This is a genomic window from Emticicia sp. MM (assembly GCF_001649495.1).
The window spans coordinates 1-22,697 of the sequence record NZ_LXHX01000070.1; the positions used below are offsets into that span (position 1 = coordinate 1).

Below are 22,697 nucleotides of genomic sequence, written 5' to 3' on the forward strand. Positions count from 1 at the left end.
GGCTGTCGCTTGTTCTGTTTTTATTTCTTGTGTTTCAGCATCTTCAACTGGTTTTGAAGCAGGTTTGAAACTTGGCTTAAAAACAGGTTTTGATTTCGGCACTTCCGAAACTGGTGCATTTGTCTCTTTATTTTCAACTTTTTCCTCAGTTGTGGTCTCTTCTGACTCTTTTACAACTGGCTTTGCAGTAGGTTTGAATGCTGGTTTAAATGATGTTTTTACTTTTGGAGCTTCATTCGTATTTTCACTTGGAGCAGTAGCCACAGGTGCTTTCTTTAAAGCGTCTTTTTCTTCGAGATATTGCTCGTATAATTTACGTTTTTTATCGGCTTGCTCGGCTGTCAGGTTTGAAAACTCAAAATTTAACTGAGTGATGTTCACTACACTAAAGTCATAATCATTGGTCATTGTCAAACATTCCGTCGGACAAACTGTTGTGCAAAGTCCGCAGAAACAGCATTTGGCCATGTCAATATCAAACTTTGCAGCATAAAGTCTAATCGGTGAGCCGTCAGACGCATAGCTGATAATCTCCGAAGATTTAATTGGTTCAATATCAATACAATCAACGGGGCATACTTTCGCACATTTATCACATACAATACAATCATCAATCTCGCAGTCGAGTTGATAACGCCCGTTGTCTGGCACTGGTAAAGTCTGATGAGGATATTGTAGCGTAACGATACCCGTTTGCAAGTCAAAATAACTCGAATCTTGCATTGCATAAGGTTGTCGGCTTCTACGTGCCTGCCAAAAGTGTCTGAGCGTCAGGCTCATACCTTTGAGAGTTGTTTTTATTCCTCGACTGATATTTTTAAAATAAGCGGACATTCAGTGTTTGTTTCGGGTCACAATTATTTGATTCCTGCAAAGATAACCTCAAAATTGTAATAATAGTCTATCTTTTTAGTATGATAAACAATAAATTTCACTTCAAAGTTTATGCCTAAATCTAAATTGACCAATCCGATTGAAAGAAATTGGGGCTAATTGCTTAACTTTGTGACAAAATTAGAGGATAAAAACCTTTCAAACAATGCAACAAACTTTGAGTCTTACCTTAGAGCCTGAGATAGCTCTCGATGATGCGGTTCTGCGTCAACACATCCAAAAAACTTATTTAAAAACGATTGACGAAGATTTTTCAATCAGGAAAATGCGTCAGTCGATTGATGCTCGAAAAGGGCAAGTAAAAATTAATCTCGAAGTAGAAGTTTATTCAGGTGAAATTCCACCGCCTGCGATGGAGTTTCGGAAAGAATATGCCGACGTGGCTAACAAGCCACAGGCAATTATAGTGGGAGCGGGGCCTGCTGGAATGTTTGCTGCTTTGCGTTTAATTGAGCTGGGTATTAAACCAATTTTGCTCGAAAGAGGAAAAGATGTGCGTGCCAGAAGGCGAGATTTGGCGGCAATCAATAAAGACCATGTAGTAAACCCAGAATCGAATTATTGTTTTGGCGAAGGTGGAGCAGGAACTTACTCTGACGGAAAACTTTACACTCGTTCAAAAAAACGAGGTGATGTGCGTCGAATTTTGGAAATCTTGGTGGCTCATGGCTCAACAAGCGAGATTCTGTTTGATGCACATCCGCACATCGGCACAAATAAATTACCGAGCGTAGTAGCCGATTTACGAGAAAGCATTCTGAAAGCAGGTGGAGAAGTACATTTTGATACAAAAGTAGTTGATTTTGTATTGGTCAATGGTGAAATGAAAGGTGTAATAACTGCCGATGGAACAGAAATAACTGGGCTGGGAGTTATTCTGGCAACTGGCCATTCGGCACGTGATATTTTTGAGTTATTGTACCAAAAAGATATTCTGATTGAAGCTAAACCTTATGCAATGGGTGTCAGAATTGAGCATCAACAAAGTTTGATAGATACGCATCAATACCATCGCCAAGAGCGAGGCTTGCTTCCTGCGGCATCATATAGTTTGGTAGCTCAGACCTATTACAAAAATATTCAGCGAGGAGTTTTTAGTTTTTGTATGTGTCCAGGTGGTTTTATTGTACCTGCTGCTACTGCCGAAGGTGAATTAGTCGTAAATGGCATGTCTCCCTCTCGTCGAGACTCAAAATATGCTAATTCGGGCGTTGTAGTTGCTATTAACGAAATTGATTGGCAGAAATATAAGCATTTAGGCCCATTGGCTGGTTTACAATTACAAAAAGATGTTGAGCAGAAAGCATGGAAATTGGCTGCCAGTTCAAAAAAACTATCGGATTCACAATTTGCTCCTGCCCAACGTTTAAATGATTTTCTTTCGGGCAAAATCTCTCGTGAACTTTTGCCTACTTCTTACCAACCAGGTTTGGTTTCGATGGATATGGCTGAAGTTTTACCCGATATTATTGCTCGACCGCTGCAAGAAGGAGTAAGAGAATTTGGTAAAAAAATGAAAGGGTACGTAACGAATGAAGCTCAGTTGATTGGTATCGAAAGTCGAACTTCTTCGCCCGTTCGTATTCCACGAGTTAAAGAATCGCTCGAACATTTACAAATAAAAAGATTATTTCCGTGTGGTGAGGGAGCTGGTTTTGCGGGAGGAATTGTATCGGCAGCAATGGATGGCGAGCGTTGTGCTGAACAACTTGTCAGAATATATGGGTGAAAAATGGCACAGAGGTTCAGAGGGACAAAGGCACAGAGTGTATCTTTGTTTATTATTCCGAAACAACTTTGTTTGTGCCTTAGTTTTTTTATTATATTGCCATGAATATCTGATTTCAAAACACCTGACTAAAACCTAACACCGTGAATTTTGCTGACTTTATAAATACGCTCAACAAACGCCTTTCGGAAAAACCTTTGCCAGGTCATGAGGAAATCATGCGACAAATGTCGCCATACCGCCTCAAAGTAAAGGTTGAACCAAATGCAAGTACTCGTCGAAGTGCCATTTTGATGATGTTTTATCCGAAAGGAGAAGATATTTTTATGCCTTTGATTTTACGTCCGCAATACGATGGTGTGCATGGTGGGCAAATGGCATTTCCTGGTGGAAGGGTTGAACTAAAAGATAAAGATATTCAAGCAACAGCCTTGCGTGAAGCTCAAGAAGAAATTGGTATCAAAGCAACAGATGTAAAAGTCATTAAAAATCTTACCGAATTATTTATTCCCCCCTCAAATATGTTTTGCCAGCCTGTGGTTGGATATATGACTTCACGCCCAGATTTCTATCCCGACGAGCGTGAAGTTGCTGGAATTTTCGAGGTATCAATCTCCGAAATTCTTGACCCATCAATCGTACAAGTGCGTACTGTCGAAACCAGAGGTGTAAAGCTCGAAACTCCATGTTTTGTGATTCAAGAACAAGTGGTTTGGGGAGCAACTGCCCTGATGATTGCCGAGTTGATAGAGATTTTGAAGTAAATGTAGGCCAAACCCTTTATTACAAGTTACTTTTTAGACTACAATACCATTAAAATCATTCACTGCCAAAAATCAGTAAGTCCATTAACCTTAATTAACCTTATATCAAGCAAATTTAACCTTTTACACAGAAATGAAGCCATAACTTTGAGCAAATAAAATGCACAAAATTATGAGAAAGATTTTACTGATGACTTATTTGCTATTGATGAATTTGGGCGTTTTTGCTCAAACCCCGACAAAGTTTTCACTGAAAGCTACTGTCTTAGATGCCGAACAAAAACCTTTAGAAAACGCTACTGTACTTCTCCTTTCTGTCAAAGATTCTTCCCTCGTTACCTTTGCCCGAACAACTGTAAGAGGTACTTTTGAATTGAAAAATCTTAATCTTAATGATTATTTTATCAAAATTACCTTCGTTGGGTATAGAAACTACGTAAGAGTTATCGAAAAATCTTCCACTGAAATGATAGATTTGGGCGAAATAAAAATGCAGATACTTAGTAACGAGCTTGATGCCGTTACTGTAAAAGCTGAAGCTTTACCCGTCCAAATCAAAGGCGATACGGTTGAGTTTAATGCGGGTTCATTTCGTACACAACCTAATGCAGCAGTAGAAGATTTACTAAAAAAACTACCAGGTGTGCAGGTAGATAGAGATGGAAATATTATGGCACAGGGCGAAAAAGTGCGAAGTATTACGGTTGATGGGAAAGAGTTTTTTGGAAAAGACCCAAAAGTTGCATCGCAAAATTTACCTGCTGATGCCGTAGATAAAGTGCAATTATTTGATAAAAAATCAGACCAAACGGCATTTACTGGGATTGACGATGGTAGCCGTGAAAAAACGATTAACCTTAAACTGAAAGAAGATCGTAAGAAAATGACTTTCGGTAAAACAACAGCAGGAGTAGGTGACAACGGGCGATTTGAGATCAAATCGAACCTTAATCGATTTAATAAAGCTCGCCAACGGTCACTCTTATTGTTGGGAAATAACGTGAATAAACAAGGGTTTTCGATGGAAGATTACCTCAATTTTTCGGGCGATATGCAGCGAATGATGGCGGGTGGAGGTGGCTCTTTGCGATTAGAATTTAACGCTGCCGATGGGGCAATTCCGCTCAATTTTGGCGGCCGAAATAATGGTTTTATTCGCTCATGGGCAGGAGGGGTGAATTTCAACGAACCTTTTTCACCAAAGACCGAATTGAATGGTAGCTATTTTTTAAATTCAATGAATAATCTTATTGAAACTGACTTGGTTCGACAAAACTTTTTGCAGAACCGCAATTTTTCAACGACCCAAAAGACTATTCAAAACAATCTAAATACCAATCATCGACTTAATTTTACACTTGATCATAAGATTGATTCGCTCAATTCGATGAAGTTTATTTCTAATTTTGCTCTAAACGAAACCAAACTTAGAACCGAAGGAGAAAGCCAAAATATAGACGATAAAGGAGTAATTCAAAACGAAGGAAATAGGAGAGTTGTGGTAGAAGGCTTGGGGCTGAATTATAATGCAAATCTGCTATTTAGACATAAGTTTCGCAAAAAAGGGCGAAATATGACTGCAAATGTTACTTTGGGTATTAACCAAAACAATAATAATGGTACTTTAGCGGCAATTAACTCATATCGAGGAGGAGTGGTTCGAGATACGATTGACCAGCAAAATTCGCAGCAAAATGATAGTCAAAACTGGGGGATAAACTTATCTTATTCGGAGCCAATTGCTCGCAAAAAATACTTGGAACTAAATTATAGCATTCGAGAAAACAACAATCGAATCGACCGCCAAGTATATGATTTGGGTGAAGGTAAACGAAGCCTAAATGAAGGGTTGAGTAATAAATTTATTAATGAGTATTTGTATAATCGCTTTGGTTTGAGTTACCGAATGGTTCAAAAAAAGTATAATTTTTCAACTGGAATTGCTTGGCAATCGTCGGTTTTGGATGGACAAATACCCAATAAAAACTTTACAGTTAATCGCCGATTTAGTAATTTTTTGCCAAATGCCCACGTAGTAATTACTACCGAGCAAAGACAGAATATTCATATCGACTACGAAACATCGGTGCGTGAGCCATCGCTGAATGAGCTAAACCCAATTCCTGAAAATACCGACCCCTTGCGAATCCAAATCGGTAATCCAGACTTAATACCTGAATATGCTCACCGTCTAAGTTTAAACTCTAATCGTTTCAATCAATCGAATTTTAGTAGTTTGTTTTTGAATTTTTCAATGACTTATACAAACAATAAAATTGCCACTGCACAAACTACCGATGATGCCCTTCGTCAGCAGATAAAGCTTATCAATGTTGCAAAAGATGTAGCTTTAAATGGCAATTTTTCGCTCGGATTTTCGATTAAAGAACTAAGTAGTAAACTAAATGTTAATACTAAACTTACCTATAATCAAGGTATAAATTTCATTAATAATATCGAGAATACAACCAGCCGCTATTTGGGTTCTTCGGAGTTGCGTTGGCAGTATGATTTTAAGGGATTTGTGAGTGTTGCTTTTGGCGGAGAAATAGCTTTCAATAAAACTCAATATGCTATTAGTCAAGAGTTTAATCAAAGTTTTGTCAACCAAACTTACTTTGCAGAGTCAAATGTGAACTTACCTAAAAACTGGACTCTTAGTACTAATTTCGACTATTTACTTTATGCCAGTTTTAATCAAAAAATACCACTTTGGAATGCGTCAGTTGCCAAACTTTTCCTGAAAAATAACCGTGCAGAAATGAAATTTTCGGTAGTTGATGCCCTCAATAAAAATGTAGGAATTAATCGTCAAGCAAATCTGAATTTTGTGGAAGATAGTCGTGTACGCTCGTTGGGGCGTTACTTTTTGGTAAGTTTCACGTACTCACTCAATAAACCTTTGGGTGGAAAGTCACAAGGGGTGATGAGAATCATTCAGCAATGAAATTGCTAAACAATCATAAAAATTAATGTCGTTTAAAGTGGAATATCTCAAAAGTTAAAAATAAATTTACTAAAACTCATTAAATATATGAAAACTACTATCGCTTGTCTATTTTTTACAGTTTTTGTTCACTTTTGTCAAGCCCAAAGTCCAACTGTTCAAGTGAATCCAGATGGTACGCATACTGTTATTCACCAGCATAATGACAATGTTTCGGTGCAAGTAAATCCAAACGGTACACATACAATTATTCATAACCATGGTAATGCTTCAACAAAGATTCATCCAGATGGGACACAAAGTCTAATTCAGCGTAATTCAAATACTAACTTAAAAGTAAATCCTGATGGTACGCATACTGTGGTTTATCGGAATAAAGGCACATCAATTCAAGTAAACCCAGATGGTAAGCATACAGTTATTCATCATAATGGTAATACTTCAACAAAAATAAATCCAGACGGAACACATACTTTGATAAAGGACTAAAATGCTAAGTTTTCAAAGAAAAAAGGCATTATCTACTAAAAATCAGTAGATAATGCCTTTTTTATAACTCATAATATTTTTAGTTTCTCATAATTTTAATTCCACTTCCGTTATTGGCTCTAAAATCATCAATCATCTTTTTGAATGCTTCGGGGCTGATTAGTTTGCCTTCTGTTGGTTGTTTTAGGTCGTTTGGTTTGAGTTTCGCAAACGTTATTTTGTTGGCAGTATAAACAATCTCACCATCGTTTACATTTACTTCCAAAATCATTCCAGGTAGAGTACCGTAGATTTCAGGGCCGCTTGGGCAGCTAATTTCGGGGGTAAACCATGCTACAATAGTTTTTTGGGTTTCATTATTAACCATTGTCGCTTTCATACACTCAAAACCTTTGATTTTTTTACTTTCTGTACCAAGTTTCCAAGCCATAGTCTGGAGTGTGTCGTTTATCAAATATTTTTTGCCAAGCATTTCTTTGAGGTCAATTTTTTTCTGGGTAGTAAAGTTGCGATATAGCTCGTTTTTGGGCATTGTCAATTTTATTTTTACGCCACCTCCTCCCATCTCTTCATCATCGTCGTCTTCTTTTTCGAGTAATTTATAAACCGACTCATTAGCATTGAAAAACAATTGGTGTTGCGTGGTTCTAAACTCTGGAATCATGGCTTTCATCGACTCATCGGTCATGCGTTTATGCATATTTATTTTTTGCTCAAAATCAATGATTCCTTCTTGTTTTTGGGCTTTTAAAGTGCCAAAACTGCCCAGAATGGCAGCAAATACTACTATTTTTTTCATTTTATTTTTTATTTTAGTTCAAGGCAAAATTGATATTCTTTTGCCTGCTTTAGGGTTAATATAGGTTGATTTAAGGTTAATTTAGGTTAAAAACTATGGTGTTTTTATGAAAAATCTTACATTTGTTTGATGCAAAATGATTTCAAAAATAAGCTCCCAATAATATTGATAGTTAGCAGTATTTTATTGCTACTATTTTTTCAATTTTTTTGGATTAGGCAAAACTATCTTGAGCAAAAAAAAATACTAAAGGACAACATCAGTCAGATTTTTGATGCTACAATTTCAGAACTACAAGACTCAATGATTATAAATCAAATGCAGTTGCAATCGGCAAAAGCAATTCCAAAAAAAACGTTTAAAGCCAAAGAAACACCCAAAAGTCCAAAAGTTTTGATGAATATGCTTCCACTCAATCCACTGACGGATAGTTCTTTAAGCGTAGCTGATACATCAATCAAAATGATAAAGTTTGCGTTTTCTCGCAATCAGATGAATGATTCAGTAAAGCGAATTTTGACGAGAATGATTTCGGTTGTGCAAAAAAGAGCAGGTACGAGTCGGTTGACCATACAGGTGAATCGTGATTCAAGTAAAAGTTTTAGTTTGTCAAACAATAAGGCTGATACAAATATGGTTTTGCCGAGTATTCAGCTCGAAAAAATAAGTGAGAAAACTAATTCTGATTTTAAATTAAAGAAAAGTGGCGGAGATACATTAATAACACTTCGCATCACTCAGGATTCGTTGCGGAGGCTCGATGTGGCCAAGGCCTTTCAACGAAAACTGATTAAATCGGCAATTGATTTGCCTTTTGAGGTATTTATTTCACCCAAAGTGAAATCTCAATTTGTTTTATCGGGAATCACCGTTGAAAGCCCCACTCATTCTAAATCTTTCATGGCAAATTTCAAGACCTACGAAAGCTTTTTACTCAAAAAAATTATCCCTCAAATTCTGTTTTCCCTCTTTTTGATTACTGTAACCTCTTGTGCTTTTTGGCTCATTTTTAGGAATTTGCAGCAGCAAAAACGCTTAACTTTGCTCAGAAATGACCTAATAAGCAACATCACTCATGAACTTAAAACGCCTATTTCGACGGTCAGTGTTGCTATTGAAGCATTGAGTAATTTTGGGGGCTTGCAAAATCCAGAGTTGACCAAAGAATATCTCGAAATCTCAAAAAATGAACTTAATCGATTATCGGTTTTGGTGGATAGTGTACTAAAAATGGCGGTTTTCGAGCAACAAAAACTTGATTTGAATTTTTCAGAAATCAATTTGAAACAATTAGTTGAGCAAGTGCTAAATACTATGAAATTGCAGTTTGAAAAATGCCAAGCTCAGGTGCAATTTGAAACGAATGGTCAAAACTTTATTAGTAGAGGTGACGAGATTCACCTGACCAATGTCATTTATAATTTGTTGGATAATTCTTTAAAATACACAACAAATACCCCTAAAATACTCATTATCTTAACCGAAAAAAACAAACAGTTTATCTTGACCTTTACCGATAATGGCAACGGCATTCCAAAGGAGTTTCAACATAAAATTTTTGAGAAATTCTTCCGAGTTCCTACTGGCAATACACACAATACCAAAGGCTATGGGCTAGGTCTGAGTTATGTCAAAAATATTGTTGAACAACATAGAGGAACGATTAATTTGGTAAATAAGCAGGGTGAAGGAAGTGAATTTAAGATAGTTCTTTTAAAAACTTTATGAAAACAAAAATATTGTATGCCGAAGATGAGCCATTTTTAGGCAAAATAGTGAAAGAAAGCCTTGAAAGTAGAAATTTTGAGGTAATTATGGTTACAGATGGTAAAGATGGTCTTGTGGCCTATGGTCAATACAAACCCGATATATGTGTGCTTGATGTGATGCTGCCTAACAAAGATGGTTTCAAATTGGCTACTGAGATTAGGCAACAAAATCCTACAATTCCGATCATTTTTCTAACTGCTAAAACCCAAACTGACGATTTGGCAAAGGGGTTTCAGTCGGGTGGTAATGATTATATCCGAAAGCCTTTTAGTATGGAAGAACTCATTATTCGTATCAATAATTTACTCAATCTAACGCAACAAAAAAATATAAACACAACCAATGTTATCAGGATTGGTCAGTACGAAGTCTTCTTAAATAAGTATGAGTTGACTTATCAAGACAAAATCAAGAAACTTAGTCATAGGGAAGCTGAGTTAATAAAGATTTTGTCCGAAAAGCGAAATAGCATTGTGAGCCGTAAAGATATTCTGATGCAGATTTGGGGCGATGATTCGTACTTCAATTCTCGCAATCTGGATGTTTATATGACCAAACTTCGAGAGTACCTTAAAGATGATCCAAGCCTTGAAATCATGACTATCAAAGGTGTTGGCTACTTTTTCAGAGCCTAACTTGCTGCTAATTCTCGCCAAAAAGTTATACTACATCTCAAAAAAATACTTTTTAGTGTCAATTTGACAATTAAACATTTCTTTTTATATATCTTTGTTTTATTAAAAGAAATGTGTCGTTTCTCTTAACAAAAATTATGATTAATGGTTTTTAAAATTAAACTCCAACCTATATTTTTCAAATGAAAAAAGTTATTCTGCTTTACGCACTCTTGTTGAGTGTACTGGGAGTACAAGCCCAAAAAAAAGTATTAGTATTTTCCTTAACAAGAGGTTTTCACCACAATTCAATCAAAGAAGGAAATCAGTTTTTTCTTGAACTCGGGAAAAAACAAGGTTTTAGCGTTGATACAACTACGAATCCTGCCAAATTTACCGAAGAAAACCTCAAAAAATACAATGCCGTTGTGTGGTTGAGTACGACTGGAGATGTATTGAATCCTGCTCAACAGGCCGATTTTGAGCGTTATATTCAAGCAGGTGGTGGTTATGTGGGTATTCACTCTGCTACAGATACAGAATATAACTGGCCATGGTATAACGATTTAGTTGGGGCATATTTTGCGAGCCACCCAGGTGGGAAAGTATCGAATGTGCAAAAGGGTAAAATGGTTACGCTTGATAAAACGTTTCCAGCATCGGCACATTTTCCTGAAACATTTGAAAAAACTGACGAATTTTACGATTTCAAATCTTTGAAAAAAGATATTTTGAAATTTATCGTAAAGGTTGACGAGTCGAGCTACCAAATGGGTAGAATGGGTGAGTTTCATCCAATGGCATGGTACCATGAATTTGATGGTGGAAAAGCATTTTATTCGAGTTATGGACACACACCCGAAACATTTACTGAGCCTTTGATAACCGAGCATTTTTGGCAAGGTTTGAAATGGGCAATGGCCGAGAAACTGGATTATTCAAAAGCTAAAACACAAAGAGCTCCCGAAGAGAACCGTTTTGAACGCACAATTTTGGCTACAAATCTAAATGAACCTACTGAATTGGTAGTTTTACCAAATGGAAAAGTGATTTTTACTGAAAGAAAAGGTTTGGTAAAAGTTTGGAATCCTGCAACCAATAAAATAAAAATTGCAGCCCAAATGCCAGCTTATACCAAATTTGAATATGGCTTGATGGGGGTAAATATTGACCCAAATTTCGCTCAAAATAACTGGATTTATTTCTACTACACCCCAGACGAAACTCGTGAGGTAACGAAAGATAATTTCTTATCGAGATTTGTTTATGACGACCAAAAAGATACGGTAGTGTTTTCTTCTGAGAAAGTAGTTTTGCGTGTAGGTGTAAAGCGTGATGAATGTTGCCACACTGGTGGTTCGATTGAATGGGACGGTAAAGGAAATCTTTTCCTTTCAACTGGCGATGATACCAATCCTTTTGCATCAAGTGGTTACGCTCCAATTGATTTTCAAGAAGGTCGTTCGGGTTGGGATGCTCTTCGCTCGTCAGGAAATACCAACGATTTACGAGGAAAAGTTTTGAGAATTACACCACAAGAAGATGGTTCTTATAAAATTCCAGAAGGTAATTTATTTCCTGTAGGAACAGAAAAAACACGTCCAGAAATCTATGCTATGGGTATGCGTAATCCTTACAGAATAGGTGTTGATAAACGTACAAGTTATTTATATTGGGGAGATGTTGGCCCAGATGCAGGCAAAACAGACCCCAAAAGAGGCCCAGAAGGTATTGTAGAGTTTAATCAAGCTCGCAAGCCAGGGTTCTTTGGCTGGCCGATTTTTACAGGGCCTAATTTTGCATATAATCATTATGATTTTGCTAAAAAAGAATCTGGTGAAAAATACGATCCTTTGAAACCAATCAATGACTCGCCAAATAATACTGGTTTAACAGAACTTCCACCTGCTCAAAAAGCATGGATTTGGTATGGCTATGGCGATTCTAAACTGTATCCTGAATTTGGTAAAGGTGGTTGTAACCCAATGGCGGGTCCTGTTTATTATTCAGAAGATTATGATAAAAGTCCGAAGAAATTGCCGAGCTATTATGATGGAAAATTCTTGGCTTACGAATGGATGCGTGACTGGATTTATATGGTAAGCATGGATAAGGACGGAAATTATACAGGTATGGAGCGTTTTATGCCAAGTACTAAATTTGCTCACCCAATGGATATGGCTTTCTCGAAAGATGGACGTTTGTTTGTCTTAGATTATGGCATGAATTGGTTTACGCAAAACGAAGATGCAACGCTTTCGGTCATTGAATACAACGCAGGAAATCGTAAGCCTGTAGTGATGGCAAAAGCCGATAAAAAAGCAGGGGCTTCTCCACTGACAGTTGCTTTCTCGTCAGCAGGAACCATGGATTATGATGGTGATGCTCTGAAATATTCGTGGAATTTTGGCAAAGGCATTCCCGCAAGTACTCAACAAAATCCGAAGGTTACTTTTGCTAAACCTGGCGAATACGACGTTGTTTTGACGGTAACAGATGTGGCTGGAAATAAAGCAAATCAAACATTGAAAGTGAAAGTTGGTAATGCCGAACCAAAAGTAAATATTGCCGTAAAAAGCAACAAAACTTTCTTCTTCGATGACCAAAATATTGATTATGAAGTAAGTGTTGCTGACAAAGAAGACGGTACAACCGCCAAAGGTATTGATGCTGCTGATGTGGTTGTAAATATCAATTACTTGGAAGGTTATGACAAAACAATGATTGAGCAAGGACACAAAGAAAACATGAACTTTGCGGCAGGAAAACGTTTGATTGATTTGAGCGATTGTAAGGCTTGCCACTCAGTTGATAAAAAATCTATCGGACCAGCGTATATTGATATAGCTAAAAAATACCGCCGTGGACAAACGGCTATTAATCAGTTGGCTGAGAAAGTGATCAAAGGTGGTGGTGGTGTTTGGGGAGAACAAGCAATGGCGGCTCACCCGCAAGTTTCGCTTGCTGATGCCCGAGACATGGTTGACTATATTCTTTCATTAAACGATAAGAAAAAAGCTTCGCAACCAATTAAGGCTGCTTATGAAACTACGGCACATAAGGGTAAAAAAGATGGAGCATATATCATTCAAGCTACTTATACTGATAAGGGAGGAAAGGTGATTGGCCCTTTGACAAATACAGAGTCGGTAGCTTTGCGTAGTCCTAAAGTGAAAGCAGTTACGTTTGATGAAGCCAAAGCTACATCGAAATTTAATGTGGAGGCATTGGGTGGTGAAATTGTAATCGCTACTGAAGATGGTGCCTATTTTGGCTTCAAAAATATTGATTTGACTGGTGTAAAAGGATTGACGATTGGAGCGTTTTCGCAAAAAGGGCAAAGTGTAGGTGGTAAAGTTGAAGTGCGTTCGGGCTCACCAACAGGGGCTGTATTGGCAGAAGCTGAGGTTTCAGAATCTAATATGATGCCTTTAAAAGTTAACTTAAATGCTACTGGCCAACAAAACTTGTATTTTGTTTTCAAAAACCCTAAAGCTGAAGGCAAAGCTTTGTTTGGCATAAGCACAATTGATTTCTTGAATAAGTAATTTTGTAATAGCCGACAATAACAAAAATGCCTTGCTGAATCATCAGCAAGGCATTTTTGTTATTTGAATTTGGTGAAGAACTAATCAATTAAATTACCTCACGAACTTCCGCCACCCCAAATAAATTAAAGCAAAAAGTATAGCGAAAATGCCGAGTAAATATTGAAAAGGTAGATATGAGAATACGACAATATGAATTTTTTCGAGTAGCCACATCAAAAACATCGTAGCAAAAAGCATGAACCAAAGTCCCGAAATCTTATCGAAACCAGGCACGAGTGATAAATCAACATTTCTACGAATGACAAAAATCGTTACGACCATTACTATAATCGGTAAAATCTGTAAATAAACATCAGTCTGCATGACATCGCCTCTTTGAAACAAGAAAAAGTAAGCATTCAACGCCACAGCGAAGATACCAGGCACACTCACAAGATAAATCAAAGTTGCATACAGATATTTCCACGGTGAAAGATGCCCTTCTCCTTTGCCTAAAACCCCCGCAATAATCGCTGCAATTGGAATAATTAGAAAGTAGAAAAGTAAGAAATTCGGGTTTTCTCCGATTTGCTGAAAGAGTTCTCGTAAGGTCATTGTTGACTTTGATTTGACGGTGTGATGCGATTGATTTTGGCAAATGTAAATGTTTTTTCAAGAAAAATCCAAAACCTACTTTAATTCGGTTTCGTAGATAAACAGGGTTGAGGCCGAATTATCATCAGGTACAAAATAAGCTTTTAGCCCACCTTTGATTGTTTCTACCCAAAATGGATTATTGGTCATTGCTAAACCACTCGGCGACCACAATTTAATTGGTACTTGAAAAATAGGTTTTTTGTCTATCAAATTCACAATTTCAAATCCTCCCAAACGAACCACATTTCCGTTGGGTTGACCATATTTCTGAAATCCCGAACAAAGCATTTTATGCTTACCCAAATAATGACAGTCCTGATAATCAATATAAAAAGAAGGGTTTTTGATGCGTAAATTTTCGGGAGAAGCAGTCGTTTTTTGTTTCCCTTTGGCATTTAATGACCATTCGTAAAAATTTCTTGAACCCCAACTGGCACCCAATAATTTATTGCTTTCAATATCGTGAACAATCGCTCCAATGTGTTCATTAAACCTCATAACCTCCTCAATTTGAAATGTTTGGGCATCAACTTTATAGATGATTGATTTACTATTGGGGCGATACTCAGCCACAGGAATCCAAATGTATTTTCCATCAAAATCAATTCCACCAGGGTGATAGATACTGCCTTCTCCTAAAGTAATTTTGGAAATAAGCATTCCAGTTGAATCAAACTTAAATAGATGTCCGACCCCTTCGCCAGTATCACCATTTTTAGGTGGTTTTGTTACTTCCACCGAACTCATGAAAATGAAATTGCCAATTTTTACCATGCCTTGTGGATGAAACGTAGGAAATTTAAGCGGCAAAGCTTTTTCCTGTGTCCAAACAGTATTGGGAGTGAGCTGCTTTATTTTTGTTTCAAGTAAACTTTCTTGAGCATGGACGTGGAATATCGAACATACTAAAAGCAATAATCCAATGTGTTTTGTCATGAGAAATGATTTTGAAGCAAAGGTAAGTAAAGAGATAAATTTATTTTAAATTCGGAATGGCTTAAATGATTGATAGTAATTTTTTTTATTCGTAATTCGTAAATCTAAGTTCGTCATTCTACTTATCGAAAACCAATCAGCTTTAAAATAGAAAAATCCCCCCAAATGGAGAGATTCTTCGCACTCAAAAAAGGTACTCAACTATTAAATAATTTTAAAGCCAACCGTAAACTGCCATCCTTTATCTTTAAATTGGTTATTGCTCATATTCAATGCCGAAACCTCTGACAAACTTCCCACTTTTCTCAAATCAAGATTTATACCTAAGATTTTTACGCCAACACCCAACTGATAGCCAAATGAAGCATTTTTGATAGCATCATCGTTTGAAGTAAGGTCTTTCAAGGCATCTTTTAGTTTTTGGTCTTCCGAAAGTTTAAAGGTTGCTACTGGGCCAGCATTCACTCTAAAAATCTTTAAAACCTTAAATCCAACCAAAACCGGTACATCAAGATTACTGTACGAAAATTTCACTTTTCCTACATTCTGAATATCAATCGTGCCGCCTTTTTGTGCCAACAAAAGTTCAGGTTGAAGATATACTCTGTCTCCAAAACGAGTCCAAATACCAGCCACATAGCCAGTTTTTGTGTCGTAACTTTGAGAAATATTTTTACCAAGCGAACCAGCATCAGTATAAACTTGGTTGAATGTAACACCACCTTTGATGCCCAATTGAAAACCTTTTTGAGCGAAAGTATTAGTAAACAGGCCAAATAATAAGAAAAGAGTAAAAAACGAGATTTTTTTCATGTTAGTTTTTGTTAAATGAGTAGTAAACGTTGAAAAAAATAGAGATACGTGCATAAATGAATCAAGAATATTTTTTTAGATTAATTAGGTAAAAAACCGTGCCACGCTTGAGCAGGAACTTTATCTCAGATGGTTTTGAGGAAATAACGCAGATTATTCGCAAATTCGTATTTTATTAACGAAAGATTAACACTTTGTAGAGCATTTTTCACAATTGCTTACTTGAAAAATAAATAAATGGCAAAAATTAAAACGGCATATTTCTGCCAAAGTTGCGGATTTAGTTCACCAAAATACCTTGGTCGATGTACTTCTTGTGGAGAATGGAACACAATGGTAGAAGAAGTATTGACCAAAGAAGAACCCGAAAAAGGTAATTGGAAATTTACCTCGTCGGGTACACCACGCACTGCAAATAAACCAAAAACACTCACTGAAATCACGACCCAAGAGCGTTATAGAATCGTAACCGAAGATGACGAACTCAATCGAGTTCTGGGCGGTGGAATTGTCCCTGGCTCTTTGGTTTTGATTGGTGGTGAACCTGGTATTGGTAAATCTACGCTCATGTTGCAGATAGCCTTGAGCCTAAAAGATTATACAATTCTTTATGTGTCGGGTGAAGAAAGCGAGCAACAGATAAAAATGCGTGCTGAGCGAATGCAATACGTGAATGATAAGTGCTATATCTTGAATGAAACTTCGACCGATAATATTTTTCGTCAAATCGAACTTACCGAGCCAGATATTGTCATTATCGACTCGATTCAAACGTTAGCTTCACCATTGATTGAGTCGGGGGCAGGAAGTGTTTCGCAGGTGAAAGAATGTACTGCCGAATTGATGAAATTCTCGAAAGAATCTGATACTCCCGTGATTATGATTGGGCATATCACGAAAGATGGGGGGTTGGCTGGCCCGAAGGTTCTCGAACACATGGTCGATACTGTTTTACAGTTTGAAGGCGACCGCCACATGACCTACCGAATCTTGCGTACAACCAAAAATCGTTTCGGTAGCACTTCTGAACTGGGTATTTACGAAATGCAAGGCACAGGCCTTCGCCAAGTAAGTAATCCATCCGAAATCTTGATTTCGCAGCGTGAAGAAGATTTGAGTGGAATCACGATTGCTGCCATGCTCGAAGGGAATCGCCCACTTTTGATTGAAATTCAGTCGCTCGTAAGTATTGCAACTTACGGAACTCCACAACGAACCAGCAATGGTTTTGATAGTCGAAGAACGCAAATGTTATTAGCAGTTCTCGAAAAAAGAGGTGGTTTCAGACTTGGAACACAAGATGTTTTTTTGAATATTGCAGGCGGTTTGAAAGTAGAAGACCCCGCCATTGATTTGGCGATTTGTGTCTCCATCGTTTCATCTTACGAGGACATCAGCGTGCCGAGTTCATGTTGTTTTGCGGCTGAAGTTGGTCTCGGTGGCGAAGTTCGTGCAGTTAATCGCATTGAAAATCGCATTTCCGAAGCTGAAAAGCTGGGTTTTAAGAAAATCTTTGTATCAAAATATAATCTCAAAGGCTTAGATACCAAACAATTTAAAATTGATATTTTTGCCGCCAGTAAGCTGGAAGAGGTATTTAGTGAATTATTTGGATAGAAAATTAATAATTGAAAATGTAAAATTGATAATGTATAATGAGAATTCGTCCATTTTCAATTTTGCATTTTACATTTTTCATTAGTAATGTATTACATAGAAAACGAATATTTAGAAGTTGGAATTGATGCCAAAGGGGCAGAGTTAGTAAGTCTTTACCACAAAGACCACGATTTGGAATATATGTGGGGAGCCGACCCTGCATTTTGGGGTAAATCATCGCCAGTACTGTTTCCGATAGTGGGTGGTTTAAAAGAGAATGCTTACACTTTTGAAGAAAAAAACTACAATTTGCCACGTCATGGTTTTGCCCGTGATATGTTTTTTGAAGTAGAAGACCACTGGGACGATGGGATAAGTTTCCTACTTCGGTCCAACGAAGACACACTCAAAGTTTATCCATTTGAGTTTGAATTTCGCTTGGTTTACGAACTTTACGCAAATTTGCTTAGCGTAACTTATCACGTAACTAATTTGGGCGAAAATGATATGTATTTTTCGGTAGGCGGACATCCAGCATTTGCCGTTCCACTCGAAGAAGACCTAAGCTACCAAGATTATTATTTGGAATTTGAAGAAGAAGAGAATCTCAAACGCTGGCCGCTAAGTTCGCAAGGATTGATTCTGGACGAACCAGAAGCCATTTTCGAGCAAACACTAATTGATGATGAATTAGTCGAAATTGAAACTAAGCTTTTGCCTCTGACCAAAGAATTATTCCACCAAGATGCACTGGTTTTCAAGCAATTAAATTCATCGACCGTAACACTGAAATCTGATAAAAGTGAACATTCACTTCGATTTGATTTTGCGGGCTTTCCATTTCTCGGTATTTGGGCAGCCAAAGATGCCGATTTCGTGTGCATCGAACCTTGGTGCGGCATTGCCGATTCGGTCAGACATTCACAAGAATTAACTGAAAAAGAAGGCATCAATATTCTACCCGCAGGCGATGTATTCGAGCGAGCTTGGGCGGTGAAATTGAGTTGATTGTTTGCAAATATGATTTGTTTTTCTGAGAATAGTTGTTTACTTTTAGCTAATAAGTTGAGAAATTATGACACAAATAACGCTCAAAATTGATGATTCGATTGTTGAAACATTGGGTAGGCAGCAAATCGAAACAAAAATCGGAGAATGGTTGAAAGAACTTAAAAGGAAGATTGACCTACAAGAAGCCGCCGAGGAGTTAGAAAATTTACAATTTAATAATGACCCAAGCTGGCAAGTAGCACGTACCCTTGCATGGGAAACCTATAAGCATAACTTTGAAACAGAAGCACAATGAAAACTTACATTGTTGATGCCAATGTTTTGATGTCAATTCTTATAAGTGGAAAAGCAGTTTATCGAAATTTATTGAAAGAATACGTTTTTTTGAGTAGTGATTTTGCTTTCATCGAAATTGATAAATACCAAAAAGTTATTTTGCAAAAAGCAAAGTTAGACAATGATTCTTTTAAGCACTTTTCTTATTTTGTGTTTTCTAACGTACACTTTCTACCCAGTTATGTGATTGATGATAATGTAAAACAAAAAGCTATCGACTTAGTCAGCGATGTTGATATAAAAGATGTTGCCTATGTAGCTTTGGCTATGCAGTTAGATATTACATTATTGACTCGTGACCAAGTTCTACATGATGGATTAAGAAAAAAGGGCTTTCGTAGCATTCAAATGTTTGATGATTTTCTGAGAAATGCTTAAAATTAATTTGCCAATTGTTGGTAATTATCTACCCCCTTACTCATCCGATAAAAAATCCTTTTTTTGAGCTTTTCAGGGCTTAAAACCTTCATCCCCTCTCCAAAACCAAGTATTTCTTTCTCCAGTTCAAAATTTAATTGTACTTGAATCTGAATTACTATGCAATCATCAAGCCTTTCCAACACCATTTGTGAATGATGCAAAGGCTTGGTTTCGACATAAGGAGCGTGTTCGAGATTAACCCAGATTTGTACTTTTTCGGCTCGCATATTTTCTGAAACTGTTACGCCGATGGTGTCTCTGTAAAATAATTCGGGGTCGAGGTCGGTGTTTTCTCGGTAAGCTATTTTTTCATCAATACTCAATTCCAAAATACGGTCAAGTGCTAAATGAGTGACGGTTTTTTGCCCGTTTCGTACACCAACCGCAAACCATCTATTTTTAAATTCTTTCAACCACCAAACGTGGAAGTAGAAAACACTTGCCGCCCGAGCTTTAAATGATTGATAAGTCATTTGTACGGCTTTCTGATGAATCACCGAATTATAAAGCAAATCAAGGTGCGAAAGCCCACGCAGATTATCGTTTTTCTCAAAATCAATAATTGAATGTTTCTTATTTGTTACCGAGTAAACGTGGTCTTCGAGTTTCTGAACTACCTCATTGAGTTGTTGAAAATGTGAAAATCCCTTAAATTGCTTCAAAAGCTCAACGGCCTCATTCATTCTGCCCAAATCAGTATCCGAAATCGGGATATTCGTGATGCTATAATTGGGGTCTTCGTAAGTATAATATTTTTTATCAAGCACCACGATAGGAGCGAAGTAGCCCAGTTTATCGCTTCGCATCATCTGAATATCGGCCTGAATGGTGCGTTTACTAATGCCTTTATCCATACCTTCGTATTCATAAAGAGCTTCCGAAACCTGCTCGATTAAATCTTCGAGTGTCCATTTTCGGTTGCGTCGTTGCAGACAGCTATCAATAACTTTATAGCGAATAAGTGCGTTGCGATTGGCGGGCATTTGTTTAGATAGTTTAAAAAACATTTTATTCATTGCCGTCTGCTTTAGCTGACGGACTCAGGGAAATTAATTCAACTTTGGCCATAATATAAAAGCATTTATTTGGACTAAAGTCAAAATTGTTTTTTTCTTATTTTCCGTCAGCTAAAGCAGACGGCAATGAAAATGTTTTCATAAAATAATAAAAATAATTTTATCTACGCAAATAGACTGCGTAATTATGTTTTTACTTTGTAGCATCAAAAAAACAAAATGAATATCCAAGACCTAAAACAACTCATCGCCGACGATTATATCAATGTACAAAAACATCCAACGGCTGATTTGTATATCTATAATTATTCGCCCAAAGCTCAATACGACCGACTTTGGAACGAATGGACGCTTGCTTGTAGAGGCTTGATAATGAATGGTTTGCATGAAGTCGTAGCTCGACCGTTTCAAAAGTTTTTTAATTTAGAAGAATCAGAAAACTTGATTTTGCCAGATGAGCCTTTTGAGGTTTACGAAAAAATGGATGGTTCACTCGGTATTTTATATTGGGCTGATGGAAAACCCGCAATTGCCACTCGTGGTTCGTTTACGAGCGAGCAGGCAATCGTTGCTACTGAATTATTACACACAAAATATGCCGATGCAATCAAACATTTAGACCCAACCAAAACTTATTTGTTTGAAATCATTTACCCCGAAAACCGAATTGTGATTGATTACGGTGATGCACGGAAATTAGTTTTATTGGCCATTATTGACACAAAATCGGGTATCGAAATTCCATTGCCAACGAACGAACATTTTGAAATTGTAAAACGATACGATGGTCTGAATGATTTACAGCAATTAAAGGCTTTGGAAGAAGACAACCGTGAGGGGTTTGTGGTAAAATTTAAGAGTGGGTATCGTCTGAAAGTGAAATTTGCTGAGTATGTGCGTATTCATCACATCATTACGAGAGTTTCGAGCGTAAATATTTGGGAATATCTGAAAGAAGGACAAGAATTATTGCCAATTTTGGAACGAGTACCCGACGAGTTTTATGATTGGGTGAAACAAACGCACGCCAAATTACTGAGTGATTTTGCCCAAATTGAAGCCGAAGCCAAAACAGAATTTAAGATTTTAGCAACTAAAAAAGAAATGGCTCTTTATTATCAAACTTGCAAGTACCCAGCAGTTTTGTTTAAAATGATGGAGAATCGACCTTATGACCAAATCATTTGGAAGATGATTCGACCAAAATTTGAAAAGCCGTTTACTAATAAGATTGAAATATGAAAACAATACTAATATTAAGAGGCTTACCAGCCAGTGGAAAATCAACCTATGCAAGAAACCTAATTGACGAAAACAAAGGAGCATGGAAACGACTCAACAAAGACGAGTTGCGTGCAATGCTTGATAATTCACACCATTCAACCACCAACGAAAAATTTGTTGAGCGTGTGCGAGATATGATGCTCATTGAAGCCCTAAAAGAAGGTAAACACGTAGTGATTGATGATACCAACTTATCGGCAAGACCCATTGAGCGTATTCAACAAGTAATTGGTAAATATAAAAAAGATACTGGACAGGAAGTGAAAATTGAAATCATGACAATGGAAACTTCGCTCGAAGAATGTTTGGCTCGTGATGAAGTGCGTGAGAAAAAGGTAGGTCGAGACGTAATCATGCGAATGCATAACGACCATATTGCCAAAGAAAAATTGCCAATAAATTCGACCAAAAAAGAGATAGATTTGAGCAAACGAGGGCCGCATTATCAGCCACAAGATGATACTTTGCCTTCTGCAATTTTATGCGACCTTGATGGAACTTTGGCAATTATCCACAACCGAAGCCCGTTTGATTCTGAGCGTTGCGAAACCGACTTATTGAACGAACCAATTGCCGAAATCGTAAAAAATTATGCAGCAATGGGTGTAAAAATTATCTTGATGTCAGGCCGAGATGAAGCCGCTCGACGCCCAACCACCAATTGGTTGGCTTATAATCGACTTCCGTATGATGCACTTTTTATGCGAACCAAAGGTGATGCCCGAAAAGATTCGGTCGTGAAAAAAGAATTGTATGAAGCTCACGTAAAAGGTCAGTATTTTATCAAATTTGTGCTTGACGATCGAAATCAAGTGGTCGATTTATGGCGATTAGAGCTGGGTTTACCCTGTTTACAAGTCAATTATGGCGATTTTTAACGAAAAAAGACTGGCTCAAACCGGCCAGCCTTTTTTTAATTGAATCCACACAACTTTTATGAAAAAACTATATAATACTATATCGAATTTCTATCTATAAGACTCCATTTTTCTGAAATCGGTTGCATCAAATAGGATTTATTTTTTGGTAGGGGTATAAAAAAAAAGGACTGGAGTAAATAACTCCAGCCTTTCCCGCTACTAAATCCAC

19 protein-coding genes are annotated in these 22,697 nt (G+C 37.2%); 13 read left to right on the forward strand and 6 right to left on the reverse strand.

Translation table 11 applies throughout. The annotated features are described in order from the left end of the window. A partial coding sequence (locus A6M55_RS08465) for a 4Fe-4S binding protein (RefSeq protein ID WP_156511010.1) occupies positions 1-834 on the reverse strand: 834 nt, incomplete at its 3' end. A gap of 205 nt (positions 835-1,039) precedes the next feature. Here A6M55_RS08465 and A6M55_RS08470 point away from each other — a divergent pair. The 4 genes from A6M55_RS08470 (at position 1,040) to A6M55_RS08485 (ending at position 6,823) form a co-directional block, all read left to right on the forward strand. After that, positions 1,040-2,623, forward strand: coding sequence for an NAD(P)/FAD-dependent oxidoreductase (locus tag A6M55_RS08470; protein ID WP_064197222.1), 1,584 nt, complete (start codon positions 1,040-1,042; stop codon positions 2,621-2,623). A 143-nt stretch (positions 2,624-2,766) separates the two neighbouring features. Further along, on the forward strand, positions 2,767-3,387 hold the full coding sequence (locus tag A6M55_RS08475) for a CoA pyrophosphatase (RefSeq protein WP_064197223.1): 621 nt from the start codon (positions 2,767-2,769) through the stop codon (positions 3,385-3,387). Positions 3,388-3,559: 172 nt separating this feature from the next. Beyond that, positions 3,560-6,334, forward strand: coding sequence for an outer membrane beta-barrel protein (locus A6M55_RS08480; RefSeq protein ID WP_064197238.1), 2,775 nt, complete (start codon positions 3,560-3,562; stop codon positions 6,332-6,334). A gap of 87 nt (positions 6,335-6,421) precedes the next feature. Then, on the forward strand, positions 6,422-6,823 hold the full coding sequence (locus A6M55_RS08485) for a hypothetical protein (RefSeq protein WP_064197224.1): 402 nt from the start codon (positions 6,422-6,424) through the stop codon (positions 6,821-6,823). 79 nt (positions 6,824-6,902) lie between these two features. Here the strand turns inward: A6M55_RS08485 and A6M55_RS08490 are convergent, their stop codons facing one another. After that, on the reverse strand, positions 6,903-7,622 hold the full coding sequence (locus A6M55_RS08490) for a GLPGLI family protein (RefSeq protein ID WP_064197225.1): 720 nt from the start codon (positions 7,620-7,622) through the stop codon (positions 6,903-6,905). A 303-nt stretch (positions 7,623-7,925) separates the two neighbouring features. Here A6M55_RS08490 and A6M55_RS08495 point away from each other — a divergent pair, with 303 nt between their 5' ends. The 3 genes from A6M55_RS08495 (at position 7,926) to A6M55_RS08505 (ending at position 13,554) form a co-directional block, all read left to right on the forward strand. After that, positions 7,926-9,350, forward strand: coding sequence for a cell wall metabolism sensor histidine kinase WalK (locus tag A6M55_RS08495; protein WP_197491680.1), 1,425 nt, complete (start codon positions 7,926-7,928; stop codon positions 9,348-9,350). After that, positions 9,347-10,027, forward strand: coding sequence for a response regulator transcription factor (locus A6M55_RS08500; RefSeq protein ID WP_064197227.1), 681 nt, complete (start codon positions 9,347-9,349; stop codon positions 10,025-10,027). Before A6M55_RS08495 ends, A6M55_RS08500 begins: the two co-directional genes overlap by 4 nt. A gap of 182 nt (positions 10,028-10,209) precedes the next feature. After that, on the forward strand, positions 10,210-13,554 hold the full coding sequence (locus A6M55_RS08505) for a ThuA domain-containing protein (protein ID WP_064197228.1): 3,345 nt from the start codon (positions 10,210-10,212) through the stop codon (positions 13,552-13,554). Positions 13,555-13,647: 93 nt separating this feature from the next. Here the strand turns inward: A6M55_RS08505 and A6M55_RS08510 are convergent, their stop codons facing one another. The 3 genes from A6M55_RS08510 to A6M55_RS08520 all read right to left on the reverse strand — a co-directional run bounded on the left by A6M55_RS08510 (position 13,648) and on the right by A6M55_RS08520 (position 15,942). Further along, positions 13,648-14,151, reverse strand: coding sequence for a hypothetical protein (locus tag A6M55_RS08510; RefSeq protein ID WP_064197229.1), 504 nt, complete (start codon positions 14,149-14,151; stop codon positions 13,648-13,650). A 75-nt stretch (positions 14,152-14,226) separates the two neighbouring features. Beyond that, positions 14,227-15,129, reverse strand: a complete 903-nt coding sequence (locus A6M55_RS08515; protein WP_064197230.1) for a DUF6454 family protein — start codon at positions 15,127-15,129, stop codon at positions 14,227-14,229. Between the two features lie 204 nt (positions 15,130-15,333). Continuing rightward, positions 15,334-15,942 carry a porin family protein gene (locus A6M55_RS08520; RefSeq protein ID WP_064197231.1) on the reverse strand — a complete coding sequence of 203 codons (609 nt, stop codon included), beginning with the start codon at positions 15,940-15,942 and terminating at the stop codon, positions 15,334-15,336. A 237-nt stretch (positions 15,943-16,179) separates the two neighbouring features. Here A6M55_RS08520 and radA point away from each other — a divergent pair, with 237 nt between their 5' ends. The 4 genes from radA (at position 16,180) to A6M55_RS08540 (ending at position 19,266) form a co-directional block, all read left to right on the forward strand. Further along, positions 16,180-17,559 (forward strand): DNA repair protein RadA, encoded by a 1,380-nt coding sequence (gene radA / locus A6M55_RS08525; protein WP_064197232.1) that lies wholly within the window; start codon positions 16,180-16,182, stop codon positions 17,557-17,559. An 87-nt stretch (positions 17,560-17,646) separates the two neighbouring features. Then, the gene (locus tag A6M55_RS08530; protein ID WP_064197233.1) at positions 17,647-18,549 is read left to right on the forward strand and encodes an aldose 1-epimerase family protein; all 903 of its coding nucleotides are present in this window, start codon (positions 17,647-17,649) and stop codon (positions 18,547-18,549) included. Between the two features lie 67 nt (positions 18,550-18,616). Next, positions 18,617-18,847 (forward strand): hypothetical protein, encoded by a 231-nt coding sequence (locus tag A6M55_RS08535; RefSeq protein WP_064197234.1) that lies wholly within the window; start codon positions 18,617-18,619, stop codon positions 18,845-18,847. Next, complete coding sequence (locus A6M55_RS08540) at positions 18,844-19,266, forward strand: PIN domain-containing protein (protein WP_064197235.1); 423 nt, start codon at positions 18,844-18,846, stop codon at positions 19,264-19,266. Before A6M55_RS08535 ends, A6M55_RS08540 begins: the two co-directional genes overlap by 4 nt. A gap of 2 nt (positions 19,267-19,268) precedes the next feature. Here A6M55_RS08540 and A6M55_RS08545 read toward each other — a convergent pair whose 3' ends face one another. Continuing rightward, positions 19,269-20,291 (reverse strand): YafY family protein, encoded by a 1,023-nt coding sequence (locus tag A6M55_RS08545; RefSeq protein WP_064197239.1) that lies wholly within the window; start codon positions 20,289-20,291, stop codon positions 19,269-19,271. A 252-nt stretch (positions 20,292-20,543) separates the two neighbouring features. Between A6M55_RS08545 and A6M55_RS08550 the strand changes: the two genes are divergently transcribed. After that, positions 20,544-21,566, forward strand: a complete 1,023-nt coding sequence (locus A6M55_RS08550; protein WP_064197236.1) for a T4 RnlA family RNA ligase — start codon at positions 20,544-20,546, stop codon at positions 21,564-21,566. Then, complete coding sequence (locus A6M55_RS08555) at positions 21,563-22,486, forward strand: AAA family ATPase (RefSeq protein WP_064197237.1); 924 nt, start codon at positions 21,563-21,565, stop codon at positions 22,484-22,486. Before A6M55_RS08550 ends, A6M55_RS08555 begins: the two co-directional genes overlap by 4 nt. Positions 22,487-22,697 lie beyond the last annotated feature (211 nt).

Excerpts from the sequence above, each read along its gene's own strand:
- A6M55_RS08470 (WP_064197222.1), top strand. The coding sequence starts at position 1,040 with ATGCAACAAACTTTGAGTCTTACCTTAGAGCCTGAGATAGCTCTCGAT.
- A6M55_RS08480 (WP_064197238.1), top strand. The coding sequence starts at position 3,560 with ATGAGAAAGATTTTACTGATGACTTATTTGCTATTGATGAATTTGGGC.
- A6M55_RS08485 (WP_064197224.1), top strand. The coding sequence starts at position 6,422 with ATGAAAACTACTATCGCTTGTCTATTTTTTACAGTTTTTGTTCACTTT.
- A6M55_RS08490 (WP_064197225.1), bottom strand. The coding sequence starts at position 7,622 with ATGAAAAAAATAGTAGTATTTGCTGCCATTCTGGGCAGTTTTGGCACT.
- A6M55_RS08495 (WP_197491680.1), top strand. The coding sequence starts at position 7,926 with ATGATTATAAATCAAATGCAGTTGCAATCGGCAAAAGCAATTCCAAAA.
- A6M55_RS08500 (WP_064197227.1), top strand. The coding sequence starts at position 9,347 with ATGAAAACAAAAATATTGTATGCCGAAGATGAGCCATTTTTAGGCAAA.
- A6M55_RS08505 (WP_064197228.1), top strand. The coding sequence starts at position 10,210 with ATGAAAAAAGTTATTCTGCTTTACGCACTCTTGTTGAGTGTACTGGGA.
- A6M55_RS08510 (WP_064197229.1), bottom strand. The coding sequence starts at position 14,151 with ATGACCTTACGAGAACTCTTTCAGCAAATCGGAGAAAACCCGAATTTC.
- A6M55_RS08515 (WP_064197230.1), bottom strand. The coding sequence starts at position 15,129 with ATGACAAAACACATTGGATTATTGCTTTTAGTATGTTCGATATTCCAC.
- A6M55_RS08520 (WP_064197231.1), bottom strand. The coding sequence starts at position 15,942 with ATGAAAAAAATCTCGTTTTTTACTCTTTTCTTATTATTTGGCCTGTTT.
- radA (WP_064197232.1), top strand. The coding sequence starts at position 16,180 with ATGGCAAAAATTAAAACGGCATATTTCTGCCAAAGTTGCGGATTTAGT.
- A6M55_RS08530 (WP_064197233.1), top strand. The coding sequence starts at position 17,647 with ATGTATTACATAGAAAACGAATATTTAGAAGTTGGAATTGATGCCAAA.
- A6M55_RS08535 (WP_064197234.1), top strand. The coding sequence starts at position 18,617 with ATGACACAAATAACGCTCAAAATTGATGATTCGATTGTTGAAACATTG.
- A6M55_RS08540 (WP_064197235.1), top strand. The coding sequence starts at position 18,844 with ATGAAAACTTACATTGTTGATGCCAATGTTTTGATGTCAATTCTTATA.
- A6M55_RS08545 (WP_064197239.1), bottom strand. The coding sequence starts at position 20,291 with ATGCCCGCCAATCGCAACGCACTTATTCGCTATAAAGTTATTGATAGC.
- A6M55_RS08550 (WP_064197236.1), top strand. The coding sequence starts at position 20,544 with ATGAATATCCAAGACCTAAAACAACTCATCGCCGACGATTATATCAAT.
- A6M55_RS08555 (WP_064197237.1), top strand. The coding sequence starts at position 21,563 with ATGAAAACAATACTAATATTAAGAGGCTTACCAGCCAGTGGAAAATCA.